This window comes from Streptomyces sp. NPDC041124 (assembly GCF_055592385.1).
In genome coordinates this window covers 246,218-258,992 of the sequence record NZ_JBVIYR010000008.1, presented here as the reverse complement: position 1 = coordinate 258,992, position 12,775 = coordinate 246,218, and the positions used below count along the sequence as shown (strand labels likewise).

Genomic DNA, 12,775 nt, shown 5'->3' with positions numbered 1-12,775 from the left:
TACGTCCCCTCAGCCGGCGAACGCGGCCTTGGCCTCGCTGAACAGTGCCTTGGCGGCGTCGGCCGGCTTGGTCTTGCCCTGGGCGACCTCGCCGCCGATGCGCAGGAACGCGGCCTCGATGACGTCGGCGCCCGACGGGTGCGGGGTGATCTTGCCGAGGACGCCGGCCGCGGCGACCTCTTCCTCATAGGCCGCGACACCCTTGTTGTTGGGGTCGGTGGGCTTGAACGCCTCGTACTGTTCGGTGGTGGCGAGGAGGCCGCGGTCGTAGCCCATGATCTCGCCGACCTCGGGGTCGTGGACCATGAAGTCGATGAACTGGGCGACCTCCTTGGGGTGCTTGGTGCCGGAGAAACCGCTCAGCATCAGGGATCCGAGGTACTGGCCGGTGTTCTTGCCGTCCGTGGTGGGGATCGGTGCGAGGCCGTAGTCCGACTCGCCCTCCCCCTCGTAGCGGATGGAGAAGTTGTCCCAGGTGAACTCGGACGCCGCGAGGCCCGCCGACAGCGCGGACTTGGGCTTGGCCTGCTCGACCTTTTTCGGGTCGGCGACGAGTCCGGACTTCACCCTCTTGTAGCCGTCCTCCCACCACTCGGTCAGATCGCTCTCGGTGAACCCGAGATCGGTGTCCGTGAAAAAGGCCTTGCCGTTCTGGCGGAGGTAGAGGTCGTACAGGTACATGATGCTGAAGTAGCCCGTGTCGCCGGCGATCTTGAGCTTGTCCTGGATCGTCTGCAGCGCGTCGAAGTACTCGTCCCAGGTCCAGCCGAACCTCGCCTCCACCCCGGCCTTCTCGAAGGCCTTGAGGTCGATGACGAGCGCCATCGTGTTGGCGCCCACGGGGACGGCGATCTGCTTGCCGTCGACCTGACCGTTCGCCAGGACACCGTTGCGGAAGTTCTCCAGGCTCAGACTCCCGGCGTCCGCCTGCGTCTTGAGGTCCAGCAGAACACCGCGCTTGTCGTACTTGCGCAGGAATCCGACGGCATTCTGGAATACGTCCGGCGGATTCCCTCCGGAGGCCTGGGTCTGGAACTTCTCCCAGAACGCTTCGTAGTCGGTGAATTCCGGCTTGACCTTGATCTTCGGGAACTTCTTCTCGAAGAGCGCGATCGTCTTCTTGATGGCGATGGTGCGCGGCTCCCCGCCCCACCACGCATAACGGATCGTCACCGTCCCGTCGCCCGATCCGCTGCCGCCGCCGCAGGCGGTCGCCGTCGCGCCGAGTCCCGCGACGGCCAGCGAGGCGCCCGCCGCTTTGAGGACGGTCCGCCTCTCCACATTCCTGCCCTGCTGCATATGAGCCTCCCCGCGACGTTCGCGTCCGCCTCATGAATCGTTTCAAGTAAGCGCTTGCTGGCACAAGGTACGGAGGGCCTACGGACACGTCAATGATTCGGACAGGAATTCATGGGCCCTCCGGTTCCGCGAAGGGGGGTGACGGCCCCGCACGAACGGCTCGGCGGGGCGGGAGATGCCCAGGTGGGCGCCCTGCGGCCGACGGGTCGAACGCCGGGGATCCGGCCGGGGCCGGCATACGGCGAGGTCACGGTTGGATGAAGGCGACCGGAAGCGGAACGGCCGGGCGGGACCGGGACGGACACACGGGCCCCGGGAAACAGGACGGCCCGGCTCACGATGAGTGAGCCGGGCCGTGCCATGATCCGGTGGGCGATACTGGGTTCGAACCAGTGACCTCTTCGGTGTGAACGAAGCGCTCTCCCACTGAGCTAATCGCCCGGACGCAGGAAGAACATTACCCCATGTCAGGGGGTGCCCGTGACCAGCGGGGACCGGCCGGCCCGGCCCTCGCCGGGGGTCACTGGTTCTCGATCTTCCAGGGCATCACGAGGCCGAACTTCCACAGGTAGAAGCCGGTCACCGCGGCGGCGACCACCAGCCCGACCGAGGTCAGGATGATGTTGCGGCGCCGCACCTTGGGGTCGAGGGCGCGCTGGGCCGCCTCGGTGACCTTGCGCTTGGTCCAGCGCAGCACCAGCTGGGCCCACGCGAACTCGGTCGCCCAGATCGCCATGCCCCCGAAGATCACGACCCATCCCGGGCCGGGCAGCACGAGCATCGCGGCACCGGCCGCCACGACCGCGAGGCCGACGACGAAGACGCCGACCTGCCAGCTGAGGTGCAGCGCGCGGCGCGCCTTGACGAATTCCGGCGCCCTGGATCCGAGCGCCCGCTCGTCCCGGCTCTCGCTCTCGTCCACCGTCACCCCGTGAGCCGCCGCCGTGGCCTCGACGGAACTGCTACTCCCCGTGTTCATACGGCCAAACACTACCCGAGCGAAACACATCACCGGAATGGGTGCACGGCGCGAACGATCTCTCGGCCGGAAGAGCTACGTAAACGCACGCAAAACACTCAGAGGGGTTTACAACGGCACCGTAGGTGGCATGTCGATTTCGCCGACGTGCGAATCCCCGAGCGCACACTGAGCGAAAGGCCCTGGCGCTTATGAACACCACGGTCAGCTGCGAGCTGCACCTGCGCCTCGTTGTGTCGAGCGAGTCCTCCCTGCCTGTCCCCGCAGGCCTGCGGTACGACACGGCCGACCCCTACGCCGTGCACGCCACCTTCCACACCGGAGCCGAGGAAACCGTCGAGTGGGTGTTCGCCCGCGACCTCCTCGCCGAGGGACTTCACCGCCCCACGGGTACCGGCGACGTCCGCGTCTGGCCGTCGCGCAGTCACGGTCAGGGCGTCGTGTGCATCGCCCTGAGCTCGCCGGAGGGGGAAGCCCTGCTCGAGGCCCCGGCACGGGCCCTGGAGTCCTTCCTGAAGCGCACAGACGCCGCCGTGCCCCCCGGCACGGAACACCGGCACTTCGACCTCGACCAGGAGCTCTCGCACATCCTGGCGGAAAGCTAGGCGAGGCTCACCAGGCCGCCCGGCGCCGTCGACTCGGGGTGACGGCTCGGGCCCGGACAGCCGCCTGCGGGAAGCCGCACGCGGCTCACACTCAACGGCGCCGACGCCGCGGTCCTCCGCGGCTCGGCGCCGTTGTGCCGTGCACGCTCCACAGCGTGGAGGACGGGACCCGGTGCGGGCGGGAGCGTCCGCGGGGATCGTGGCGCTGATGCGAAGCCGTGTGCGGAGCGGGGACGCACGGGGCACGCCGGAGCCACTACCATCGGCCAGCATCGGCGGGCGCCCGCCCGTCCCCAGGCCAGGGAGCGAATCGTGCTGATCACCCACGACACCCGGTGTGCGCTCGGCACCGTGGTGGATCTGGTGAACTCCGCCCCGGAGGACGACGCGACCGCGGAAGGGCTGCCGGACGTCGCGGCCCTCGAGGTCTTCGTCCGGGAACACGAGGTCAGCGAGGTCGGGGTGCTCGGCGAGGCCGATCTGGCCGCGGTGCGCAGGCTCCGCTCCCGGTTCGCGGCGGTCTTCGCGGCGCCCGACGCCCGCAGCGCGGCCGGAATGATCAACGAGCTGATCGCGGCCGCGGGCACCACCCCCCGGCTCACCGACCACGACGGCTACGACTGGCACGTGCACTACTTCGCGCCGGGCGCCTCCGTGGCCGACCACCTCGCCGCCGACTGCGGGATGGCGCTGGCGTTCTTCGTGGTAGCCGGGGAGCAGGAACGGCTGAGGCGCTGCGAGGCCCCGGACTGCCGGCACGCCTTCGTCGACCTCTCCCGCAACCGCTCACGCCGCTACTGCGACAGCCGCACCTGCGGCAACCGCCTCCACGTCGCCGCGTACCGGGCCCGCCGCAAGGAGGCGGCACGCTGAGGCGGCCCCGGGGTCGATGCCGTGCCGACGCGGTCCCGACGGGTGACGTCGGGTACCGCGGGTACGGCTCACAGCCACAGCAGGTCGTGCAGGGCAGCCGTGAGCAGCAGACACCCGATCACCGCAAGGAAGATCATCAGCGGTGGCTGGGAAAGGGCGAAGAGGCATCCACGCGGCTCGTCCTGCTGCGGCGCGGCATCGCTCTGTGTCGTGTCCAGCATCTCGCCGCGATGATGACGCATCGGAAGCCCTCGACGCGATCAACACTCACGGGAAGCGTGTGGGCTCGCGGAATACGCGATCTTCGATTCCGTATGTGATCACTTCCGGGCGTTCCGGGACGCCCTGTGACGTTCCGCCGGTCCGCGGACGTCAGATGCCGTGCTTCTTGAGGATGGCCTCGATGTCGCTGAAGTCGTCCTCGCTCCGCGACGCCGGCGCCTGTTTCGTCTGCTGGGCCGCCGGGCGGGATTTCTGCCCCAGCGCGGGTGCCGATGCGCCGGGAGCGACCGCGTCCGAGGCCCCGGCGGCCCGGGCGGCCTTGCGTTCCTTGCGGGTGCCGCCACGGCGGCGCTCCACGGTGCGGGTGGTCGCGAACAGCACCCAGGACAGTCCCAGCAGCCCGAAGCCCGCCCAGGCCGTCGGGCTGAAGGCGGTGTCGGCCAGCCATTGGACGACGCCCGTCATCACCAGGGCGACGGGCACGAGCGAGTAGGCGGCGATGCGGGCCGCGGCGAGGAAGCGCTTGCGGTAGGCCGTCACCACCGCGATCCCCAGGCCTGCCGCGGAGACGGCGGAGCAGACGGTCTCGGCAATCATCCGGTCCTCCAGGCGGCGTGCGGTCGCAGTGGTGCTCTGTTCCCCTCCATCGTGCACCTGCCGGGCCCCGCGGGGCCATGTTCCGGCCCGACATCAGGGACATCTCCGGGTCGGCTCCTCCCCAGGTCCCGATGCCGGCCGGGGCGGGACGGTCCGGCTTGGGAGGTCCGCGGCCGGGCTGGAAGACTGTCGCCCATGAGTGACTCCTCCCCCGTCCCTGCCTCCGCCACCCCCGTCCTCGACGTCTGGTGCGAGCTGCAGTGCCCGGACTGCCGAAGCGCCCTCGACGACGTCCGTGCCCTGCGGGCCCGCTACGGCGACCGGCTGGAGGTGCGCCTGCGGCACTTCCCGCTGGAGAAGCACAAGCACTCCTTCGCCGCCGCCCAGGCCGCCGAGGAGGCTGTGGAGCAGGGCAAGGGGTGGGCGTACGTCGAGGCCGTGCTGGAGCGGGTCGAGGAGCTGGACCGCCGCGGTGAGGCGTTCCTCGTCGAGGCCGCCGGGGAACTCGGTCTGGACGCCGAGGAGTTCGACACCGCGCTGATCGACGGACGCCACATCCTGATCGTCGACGCCGACCAGGCCGAGGGCAAGGCGATCGGGGTGACCGGCACCCCGACGTATGTCATCGGCGGTGAGCGCCTCGACGGAGGCAAGAGCCAGGAGGGGCTGCGCGAGCGCGTCGAGGAGATCGCGGACCGCCTGCTGGCCGGGTAGCGGAACCAGCCGGGCCCGGCCGCTACACCAGCGTCTTGTACATGAAGTACCGGGTCGTGCCGTAGCCGAGCGAGTCGTAGAGCCGCTCGGCCGGTGTGTTGCCAGCGAACACGTTGAGTGCGAGGACCCGCCGGCCGGCCGCGGCCGCCTGGGCCTCGGCGAGCAGCATGAGGGCGCGTCCGTGACCCCGGCCGCGGTGCGCGGCGTCCGTCCGGACGTCGAAGACGTAGGCCTGCTCCCCGTTCACCGCCAGCCACAGGGTGCCCACGGGGGTGCCCCGGTGCTCCAGGACGCTGAAGAGCATGCCCTCGGTGGTGCGGCCCCGGGGCAGGAGGGCGGCGTTGTCGTTCGCCGCCTTGGCCCGCGCCTCGGCCTCGGGCACCCCGCGCTCGGTCCAGTTCCGCGCGTACTCCTCCTGGCCCCTGGCCGTCCAGGGTCCGAATTCGGCCTCGGTCATGGGCCGGGCGACGCTGCCCTCCGGCAGGCCGGGCGGAGTGTCGCCGAGGCCCTTCTCCATGTTCCGGTTGCGTACGACGTAACCGAGGGCCGTCGCGAGCCCGAGGGCGGTGGCGGACCCGGCGGGGACCGTCGCCTCGATGCGCCGGCAGCCCCAGCCGCGGGCCACTTCCTCCGCCGCCAGCGCGGCCACGGTGCCCCGGCCGCGCCGGCGGTCCGGTTCCTCGATGGCCAGGCTCATGATCCGGGCCACGGCGTCACCGAACACGGGATGCGTGCCGAGGTGGACGGCGCCGACGGGACGGCTGTTCACGCACACCTGGTAGCGGCGCGAACGCGTGCCGTCGGTGTTCTGCTGGAGCGGCTCGGCCGGCCGCAGGGTGGTGGTCATCACGGGTGTTCTACCCCCGCCCGTCTCCCGCCACCACCCTCGGCCGGGGAGGCCCTGCGGGCCCGCCCCTCCTTTTCGTGCGCACCCGGATCGGACGCGTGTCCGGACCGTCACGGGTCGAGGTCGGCCCCGGAGCGCTCGTCGAAGATCCGCATCGCCTTGGCGGTCACCGGGCCGGGGGCACCGGGCAGTTCGCGGTCGTCGACGCGGTGCACGGCCTGGACGTCGCGCAGGGTGGAGGTGAGGAAGATCTCCTCAGCGCGCTCCAGCACGTCCAGGGGCAGGTCGGTCTCCTTTGCGCCGGTCCATTCGACGGCGAGGGCCCGGGTGATGCCGGCGAGGCAGCCGGAGGCGATCGGCGGGGTGTGCAGCTCGCCGTCGAGCACGACGAAGACGTTCGACCCGGTGCCCTCGCAGAGTTGCCCGACGGTGTTGCCGAACAGGGCCTCCGAGGCGCCCCGTTCGTGGGCGCGGGCGAGCGCGACGACGTTCTCGGCGTACGAGGTGGTCTTCAGGCCGGTGAGCGCGCCGCGCTCGTTGCGGGTCCAGGGGACGGTGATGACCGCGGTGGAGTCGGGGCGGCGGGTGGTCTCGCCGAGGGCGACGACGAGGGTCGGGCCGCGGTCGCCGCGGTCGGAACCGAGCGGGCCGTGGCCGCCGGTGTAGGTGAGCCGCAGTCGCCCGAGCGGCATGGGGTTGGCCTCGAGGACGGCCACGCAGGCGCGGCGGACCTCGTCCAGGTCGGGGTCGGGCAGCCCGAGTCCGCGGGCCGACCGCGTCAGCCGGTCGAGATGCCGGGTGAGCGCGAACGGGCGTCCGTCCACGGCCTTCACGGTCTCGAAGATGCCGTCGCCCACGGTCAGTCCGTGGTCGAAGACGGAGACGCGGGCGGACTCCGTGTCCTGCAGCCCGCCGTCGAGCCAGATCTTCACGTCCAGGTCCCTTCACTCACCTCGTACGTTCCCGACGCTACCGTGAGCAGCCGGGAGGCCTTCAGCTCGGTCTCCCGCCACTCCCCCTCGGGGTCGGAGCCCCAGGTGATCCCGGCGCCGGTGCCGAAACGCAGCACGGCACCGCCGGTCGTCCCCCGGTCGATCCAGAAGGTGCGGATGCCCACCGCCAGCACGCCGGTGCCGCGGTCGGCGTCCACCCAGCCGATGCCGCCGCAGTAGGGGCCGCGGGGCGTGGTCTCCAGCGCTTCGATGATCCGCAGGGCGCTCGACTTGGGCGCGCCGGTGACGGAGCCGGGCGGGAACGCGGCCGGCAGGAGTTCCGGCCAGCCGGCACCGGCGCGCAGTTCGCCGCGCACCGTGGAGACCAGGTGGACCAGGCCCGGGTGCTTCTCGACGGCGCACAGGTCGGGGACCGTCACGGTGCCGGGGTCGCAGACCTGTCCGATGTCGTTGCGGACCAGGTCGACGATCATGACGTTCTCGGCGTAGTCCTTCTCCAGCAGGTCGGCCTCGGTCCTCCCGGTGCCCTTGATCGGTCCGGACTCCACGGTCCGGTCCTCCCTGCGCAGGAAGAGCTCGGGCGACGCGGTGGCGATCTCCACGCCGTGCCCCGGCAGCCGAAACGTTCCGGCGTAGGGCGCGGGGTTACCGCGGGCCAGCAGGGCGGTGAGGGCGTCCACGTCCGCGTCGGACGGCGCGGGCGCGGACAGGACGCGGCAGAGGTTGGCCTGGTAGACCTCGCCGGCCGCTATGTGCTCACGGATGCGGCGGACGGCCGCCGTGTACCCGGCGCGGTCGAGGGAGGACGTCCAGTCACCGGCGGCCGGTCCCCGCCAGGCACCCGGCACCGGCGCGGGAACCGGCTGCTCGCGGACCTCACGGAAACGGGCGCAGGTCAGACGGCCCTCGAAGTCGGCGGCGACGGCCCAGAAGCCGGTGGACTCCAGGGCGGCGGGGTCGTCGGTGACGTCGGCGAGTCCGGTGGCGACGAGGTCACCGAAGCGGGCGAGAGGTGGGAGGTCGAGCACGTGTCGAGTCTATGGCGGGCCCGGTTCCGGTGCCGTGGACGTGCCGGTCGGGGGCCGCCGGGCACGTCCGCGAGCGGGCGCAGCGCAGCACGCTGCACAAACGGGTTTTTGTGCTGGCCCCGGAATCCGCTAGAGTTCACTTCGTCGCCGGGAAGCGCAAGCCGACCGAAACGACAGGCGGACGTAGCTCAGTTGGTAGAGCGCAACCTTGCCAAGGTTGAGGTCGCGAGTTCGAACCTCGTCGTCCGCTCGCAGGAAGAGGGGTCATCCCGGTCCCCTACACTCCTGGTGGAGTGGCCGAGAGGCGAGGCAACGGCCTGCAAAGCCGTCTACACGGGTTCAAATCCCGTCTCCACCTCCAAGGACGATTAGCTCAGCGGGAGAGCGCTTCCCTGACACGGAAGAGGTCACTGGTTCAATCCCAGTATCGTCCACTGGATCTCCGGATCCCCCCGCGCGATTAGCTCAGCGGGAGAGCGCTTCCCTGACACGGAAGAGGTCACTGGTTCAATCCCAGTATCGCGCACGCAGTGCCCATGATCCGCTCCGCGGAGTGATCGTGGCCCCGAGGACGATTAGCTCAGCGGGAGAGCGCTTCCCTGACACGGAAGAGGTCACTGGTTCAATCCCAGTATCGTCCACACACCATCCGAAGCCCCCGGTCACACGACCGGGGGCTTCGGCGTGCGTCAGCTGGAGAAGAGCATGTGGCCGAAGCTCTTGTGCCGGCGGTGGCCGTAGTGGCCGGCGTGCGGCGCGCCCCACGCGGGCGGCTGCGGGGCCGCGGGGTAGGCCTGCGGCGCGGCAGGCGCGGCCGGGGCCGCCGGCGGGGCGGGAGGCGCGGGCTGGGCCCACTGGGACTCCAGCCGGGTCAGCGACTCCAGCTCGCCGTAGTCGAGGAAGATTCCTCGGCACCCGGTGCACTGCTCGATCTGGACACCGTTGCGGTTGTAGGTGTGCATCGGGGCACGGCACTTCGGACACTGCATGATCGGTTCAACTCCTCGCCGGTCGTTCCCTCTTCGCGTATCGCCAGGACAGACTCCGTCCGGGCGGGGGTCGGTTGCACCCTACGTCGCGGAACTTCCCCTCAACCCGGTGGGGACGGGGGCCGGACGGCGCCCATGCGGGCACAGGCGTCGACCAGCGCCCGCTCCACCTCGTCGAGCGGCCGGTCCGCCGTGACCGCCTTGGCCACGGCGCGGGCGGCGGTCTGCACGGTGAGGGCACGCGCCGGGACGTCCAGCGCGGTCCAGGGGTCACCGTCCGGCGGTACGGCCGGTCCGCGGGCCGCGCGGTAGGCGGTGAGGAAGCGCTGCCACTCGTCGGGGGCGAGCAGTCCGCAGGCGTACCAGGCCGCAGGACGGGCCAGGTCCCACGCCGGGACGCCCGTGCCGAGGTCGTCGACGTCGATCAGCAGCCAGGAGGCTCCGGGGCCCGGGTGGCGTATGAGCTGGCCGAGGTGGAAGTCGCCGTGGCAGAGGGTGGCCGAGTCGGGCATCGAAGCCTCGTCGCGGGCCCAGGCGGGGAGGGTGGCCCAGGCGTGCAGCACCGGAGCGGTGGCGGGGTGGCCGGGTGCGGTGGCCCGGAGGGCGGCGACGGCGTGGGCGGCCTTCGCTGGGCCGCGCATGGGCGGTACGGGGGCGGGCGGCGGGGTGCGGTGGAGGAGGGCGAGGAGGGTGGCTGCGGCCTCCCAGGGGGCGGCGTCGGGATCGTCCGGGTCCACGGGGGTGCCGTACGGCCAGTGGGTGACGAGCCGTCCGCACAGTTCGACGGGCGTCGGGGCGAGTGGGGGGAGGAGGATGCCGGGAAGGTGGACGGCGGCGGTGAGGCGGGGGGTGAGGTGGCTGGGGTCGGTGCCGGGGGCGTGGGCCTTGGCGACGGTGCCGGCGTGGTGGACGACGGTGGTGTCGTCGGCGCGGGCGGTGAGGGTTCCTGCGGGGCAGGGGCAGGGGTGCTTTGTGTCGCTGACACCGTTGCTGTCGCTGTTGCTGTCGTTGTCGCGGGCGTGGGCTGTTGCCGTGACGTGTGCGGTCAGCGCGGGGAGGAGGTCCGGGGGCACTCGGTGAGGGTACGGGGTGTCGCGGTCCGGGGTAATGCGCGGTTCCCTGGTGGGGGTTGCACATCCCGGCGCTTGTGAGGTGCCGGTGGGTGGGTGCGGGCCGGGGGGTGTTCGCGCAGCCCGGCGCGGGCGGGGTGCCGTCGCGCCCACCCGTGCCGCCCCAGCGGCACGACTGCCCGCGGAGGGCGGGAAGCGGGTGGACGGGGGCGGGTGTCGTGGCCGGTCGTGGTGCTTCGGTGGGGTGAGTGCTCGCAGCGGGCTCAGAAGGTGTGGGGACAGGGCAATGCCGGCGCAGCTCCCCAGCTGCGCCGGCATTTTTGCCGTCCGCCGCACCCCCGTCCCCACGGGGTTTCATGGGTGGATGTCCCCGCCCGGACCGCTCTTCCGGGCCTGGGGTCGCCGTTCAGCGCCCCAGCATCTCTCCCACGGACGACGCCTGTGTGGCCACCGTCTCCCACCCGTCGAAGACGAGGAGGAGCAGGACCGCCAGGGGGAGGGCCATCAGCGTCGCCACCAGCGGGTGACGACGGCCCTCGCCGTGTTCCCGCGTGCGGACGACGGTCCGCGGTGCCGTGTACGCCATGGTCCCTCTCCTGGCCGTTTCTGTTGATTCTGGCAGCGGCGGGCGTCTGACCTCGGGGGACGAGTACCGCACCCGCCGCTTGACCTCAAATCTAGGGGCCCGGGACCTCGGGGACGTCATGCCCTCGTACCGATTGCCGGGCCTCCCGGAGGATGAGCCGCGACCTGCCCCGTACTCCCCTGGGTGGAGACGAGGTCCTAGGTCTCAGGGTCATCCCCGAAGGGCCGCCCGCTCTGACCCCGTTTCTCCGATCCGTCCTCCCGCGGCACCGGTTGTTCCACCAGTGCGAGCACGCGGTTCGCCATGAACCGGGCCGTACGCACGACCGCCCCGGTACGGGTGATTTCGCTCACTTCGACCACCCCCCGGCGCACCGCGGTCTCCACCCTGCGTCCCGCCCTGCTCGCCACCACCTCGTACGTGCGCGTCGTGTCCCCGGCGTCCACGACGATCTCCACCCGGTCACCCTTCATGCGATCAATCCCCCTTCACCGTCAGGTGGTTGGGATCACCCAGCGCGCGAACCCGCCTGTTCGCACACTCCCTGACCACCTTTCGATTCTCCCACCCGGCACTGACAATCCATCGGTTCGAGAGGGCGCGGCCTCTGCGCACCGGCCGCCGGGGAAACGTAAGCTGTGGCACGTCACAGGACCGGGCAGCGGGGATGAACATGGCGATGATGCGCCTGAGGCGCGAGGACCCGCGCGTCGTCGGCTCTTTCAGGCTCCACCGACGGCTCGGCGCGGGTGGGATGGGCGTGGTCTACCTGGGCTCCGACAAGAAGGGGCAGCGGGTCGCGCTGAAGGTCATCCGGCCGGATCTGGCGGAGGACCAGGAGTTCCGTTCGCGGTTCGCGCGGGAGGTGTCGGCGGCCCGGCGCATCCGGGGCGGCTGCACGGCCCGGCTGGTGGCCGCCGACCTGGACGCGGACCGGCCGTGGTTCGCCACGCAGTACGTGCCCGGCCCCTCGCTGCACGACAAGGTCGCCGGTGAGGGGCCGCTGCAGGCCGCCGACGTCGCGGCGGTCGGCGCGGCCCTCTCGGAGGGCCTGGTAGCCGTGCACGAGGCCGGTGTGGTGCACCGGGACCTCAAGCCGTCCAACATCCTGCTGTCCCCGAAGGGGCCGCGGATCATCGACTTCGGCATCGCCTGGGCCACGGGCGCCTCGACGCTCACCCACGTCGGCACGGCGGTCGGCTCGCCCGGCTTCCTCGCTCCGGAGCAGGTGCGCGGGGCGGCCGTCACACCGGCGACGGACGTGTTCTCGCTGGGCGCCACCCTCGCCTACGCGTCGATGGGCGACTCCCCCTTCGGGCACGGCAGTTCGGAGGTGATGCTGTACCGCGTGGTGCACGAGGAGGCCCAGCTGCACGGCGTCCCCGACGCGCTGGCCCCGCTCGTCCGCGCCTGCCTGGCGAAGAACCCCGACGAGCGGCCCAGCACGCTCCAACTGTCGCTGCGGCTCAAGGAGATCGCCGCGCGGGAGTCCCAGGGCCTGGCGGACGTCCGTCCGCCCGCGCCGCGCACCCCCGAGCCGGACCGGTCCGGGGGACGCCTCGCGGACACCTACCCGGAGCGGGCACGGCGCAGACAGGGCGGACAGGGGACCCCGCCGCCGCGCGGGCGCGGGTCCGCGCCCGCGAACAGCGGGTCCTCCCCGGTACGGGGCAGCCGAGGCGTGCCTGCCGCGCGGAGCGGGTCCGCGCGGGACAGCAACCCGCGCGGGGGCGCGCCGTCCCGGAGCGGATCGCGCCCCGCGCCCGCGTCCCGGAACACCACGCGGTCCGGTACCGGTGCGCGCCGTCCGGGGCCCCGGACGACCGGGACCGGCCTGCGGCCGGCCAATCCGCGGCTGCTCAGGCAGCGGCTGTTCGTGTTCGTCGTGGTGACGCTGGCCGTCGCGCTGGGCATCGCGCTGGTGCAGGGCTGCCAGGGTCCGGGGTGAGACGGCGGCCGTGGCGGAAACGCCCGGGCGGCTCGCGCGGACGCGCCGTGGCCGCCTGCAGCCCG

The 12,775-nt window shown here is 71.8% G+C and carries 15 protein-coding genes and 6 tRNA genes; 9 read left to right on the top strand and 12 right to left on the bottom strand.

Annotated features, from left to right (window positions below; all coding sequences use genetic code 11):
* Positions 1 to 9: 9 nt before the first annotated feature.
* The 3 genes from ACZ6A9_RS23110 to ACZ6A9_RS23100 all read right to left on the bottom strand — a co-directional run bounded on the left by ACZ6A9_RS23110 (position 10) and on the right by ACZ6A9_RS23100 (position 2,278).
* Positions 10 to 1,299, bottom strand: coding sequence for an ABC transporter substrate-binding protein (locus ACZ6A9_RS23110; protein WP_468988266.1), 1,290 nt, complete (start codon positions 1,297 to 1,299; stop codon positions 10 to 12).
* Positions 1,300 to 1,668: 369 nt separating this feature from the next.
* A tRNA-Val gene (locus tag ACZ6A9_RS23105) sits at positions 1,669 to 1,740 on the bottom strand.
* 79 nt (positions 1,741 to 1,819) lie between these two features.
* On the bottom strand, positions 1,820 to 2,278 hold the full coding sequence (locus ACZ6A9_RS23100; RefSeq protein ID WP_228967758.1) for a TIGR02611 family protein: 459 nt from the start codon (positions 2,276 to 2,278) through the stop codon (positions 1,820 to 1,822).
* 191 nt (positions 2,279 to 2,469) lie between these two features.
* Here ACZ6A9_RS23100 and ACZ6A9_RS23095 point away from each other — a divergent pair, with 191 nt between their 5' ends.
* Positions 2,470 to 2,883: an SsgA family sporulation/cell division regulator gene (locus ACZ6A9_RS23095; RefSeq protein ID WP_004002642.1), complete on the top strand. Its 414-nt coding sequence runs from the start codon at positions 2,470 to 2,472 to the stop codon at positions 2,881 to 2,883.
* A 312-nt stretch (positions 2,884 to 3,195) separates the two neighbouring features.
* Positions 3,196 to 3,756 (top strand): CGNR zinc finger domain-containing protein, encoded by a 561-nt coding sequence (locus ACZ6A9_RS23090; RefSeq protein ID WP_468988263.1) that lies wholly within the window; start codon positions 3,196 to 3,198, stop codon positions 3,754 to 3,756.
* A gap of 68 nt (positions 3,757 to 3,824) precedes the next feature.
* Here ACZ6A9_RS23090 and ACZ6A9_RS23085 read toward each other — a convergent pair whose 3' ends face one another.
* Both ACZ6A9_RS23085 and ACZ6A9_RS23080 read right to left on the bottom strand, forming a co-directional pair.
* Positions 3,825 to 3,998, bottom strand: a complete 174-nt coding sequence (locus ACZ6A9_RS23085) for a hypothetical protein (RefSeq protein WP_156698612.1) — start codon at positions 3,996 to 3,998, stop codon at positions 3,825 to 3,827.
* A gap of 130 nt (positions 3,999 to 4,128) precedes the next feature.
* A complete protein-coding gene (locus ACZ6A9_RS23080) occupies positions 4,129 to 4,575 on the bottom strand; it encodes a hypothetical protein (protein ID WP_468988261.1) in 447 nt (148 codons plus the stop codon).
* A 195-nt stretch (positions 4,576 to 4,770) separates the two neighbouring features.
* On the opposite strand from ACZ6A9_RS23080, the gene ACZ6A9_RS23075 reads away from it, so the two are divergent.
* Complete coding sequence (locus ACZ6A9_RS23075) at positions 4,771 to 5,289, top strand: DsbA family protein (protein ID WP_468988259.1); 519 nt, start codon at positions 4,771 to 4,773, stop codon at positions 5,287 to 5,289.
* A 22-nt stretch (positions 5,290 to 5,311) separates the two neighbouring features.
* On the opposite strand, the gene ACZ6A9_RS23070 is transcribed toward ACZ6A9_RS23075, so the two are convergent.
* From ACZ6A9_RS23070 to ACZ6A9_RS23060, 3 genes are all read right to left on the bottom strand, one after another.
* Positions 5,312 to 6,136 carry a GNAT family N-acetyltransferase gene (locus ACZ6A9_RS23070; RefSeq protein WP_468988256.1) on the bottom strand — a complete coding sequence of 275 codons (825 nt, stop codon included), beginning with the start codon at positions 6,134 to 6,136 and terminating at the stop codon, positions 5,312 to 5,314.
* A gap of 110 nt (positions 6,137 to 6,246) precedes the next feature.
* On the bottom strand, positions 6,247 to 7,068 hold the full coding sequence (locus ACZ6A9_RS23065) for an aminotransferase class IV (RefSeq protein ID WP_468988253.1): 822 nt from the start codon (positions 7,066 to 7,068) through the stop codon (positions 6,247 to 6,249).
* Positions 7,065 to 8,117 carry a chorismate-binding protein gene (locus tag ACZ6A9_RS23060; RefSeq protein ID WP_468988251.1) on the bottom strand — a complete coding sequence of 351 codons (1,053 nt, stop codon included), beginning with the start codon at positions 8,115 to 8,117 and terminating at the stop codon, positions 7,065 to 7,067. The genes ACZ6A9_RS23065 and ACZ6A9_RS23060 overlap by 4 nt, the downstream gene beginning before the upstream one ends.
* Positions 8,118 to 8,294: 177 nt before the next feature.
* Between ACZ6A9_RS23060 and ACZ6A9_RS23055 the strand changes: the two genes are divergently transcribed.
* The 5 genes from ACZ6A9_RS23055 to ACZ6A9_RS23035 all read left to right on the top strand — a co-directional run bounded on the left by ACZ6A9_RS23055 (position 8,295) and on the right by ACZ6A9_RS23035 (position 8,758).
* Positions 8,295 to 8,367 (top strand) — tRNA-Gly (locus ACZ6A9_RS23055).
* A gap of 37 nt (positions 8,368 to 8,404) precedes the next feature.
* Positions 8,405 to 8,478: transfer RNA gene (locus ACZ6A9_RS23050), tRNA-Cys, on the top strand.
* A gap of 1 nt (position 8,479) precedes the next feature.
* Positions 8,480 to 8,551 (top strand) — tRNA-Val (locus ACZ6A9_RS23045).
* Positions 8,552 to 8,571: 20 nt separating this feature from the next.
* Positions 8,572 to 8,643: transfer RNA gene (locus ACZ6A9_RS23040), tRNA-Val, on the top strand.
* A gap of 43 nt (positions 8,644 to 8,686) precedes the next feature.
* Positions 8,687 to 8,758 (top strand) — tRNA-Val (locus ACZ6A9_RS23035).
* Positions 8,759 to 8,806: 48 nt separating this feature from the next.
* Here the strand turns inward: ACZ6A9_RS23035 and ACZ6A9_RS23030 are convergent.
* The 4 genes from ACZ6A9_RS23030 to ACZ6A9_RS23015 form a co-directional block, all read right to left on the bottom strand.
* Positions 8,807 to 9,106, bottom strand: coding sequence for a TFIIB-type zinc ribbon-containing protein (locus tag ACZ6A9_RS23030; protein ID WP_468988248.1), 300 nt, complete (start codon positions 9,104 to 9,106; stop codon positions 8,807 to 8,809).
* A gap of 101 nt (positions 9,107 to 9,207) precedes the next feature.
* Positions 9,208 to 10,179, bottom strand: a complete 972-nt coding sequence (locus tag ACZ6A9_RS23025) for a phosphotransferase family protein (protein ID WP_468988242.1) — start codon at positions 10,177 to 10,179, stop codon at positions 9,208 to 9,210.
* 403 nt (positions 10,180 to 10,582) lie between these two features.
* Entirely contained in the window at positions 10,583 to 10,762 is a 180-nt protein-coding gene (locus tag ACZ6A9_RS23020; protein WP_190100127.1) for a hypothetical protein, read from the bottom strand.
* Between the two features lie 197 nt (positions 10,763 to 10,959).
* Positions 10,960 to 11,235, bottom strand: a complete 276-nt coding sequence (locus ACZ6A9_RS23015) for a hypothetical protein (RefSeq protein WP_468988238.1) — start codon at positions 11,233 to 11,235, stop codon at positions 10,960 to 10,962.
* 194 nt (positions 11,236 to 11,429) lie between these two features.
* On the opposite strand from ACZ6A9_RS23015, the gene ACZ6A9_RS23010 reads away from it, so the two are divergent.
* Entirely contained in the window at positions 11,430 to 12,710 is a 1,281-nt protein-coding gene (locus ACZ6A9_RS23010) for a serine/threonine-protein kinase (protein WP_468988233.1), read from the top strand.
* The last annotated feature ends 65 nt before the right edge of the window (positions 12,711 to 12,775 follow it).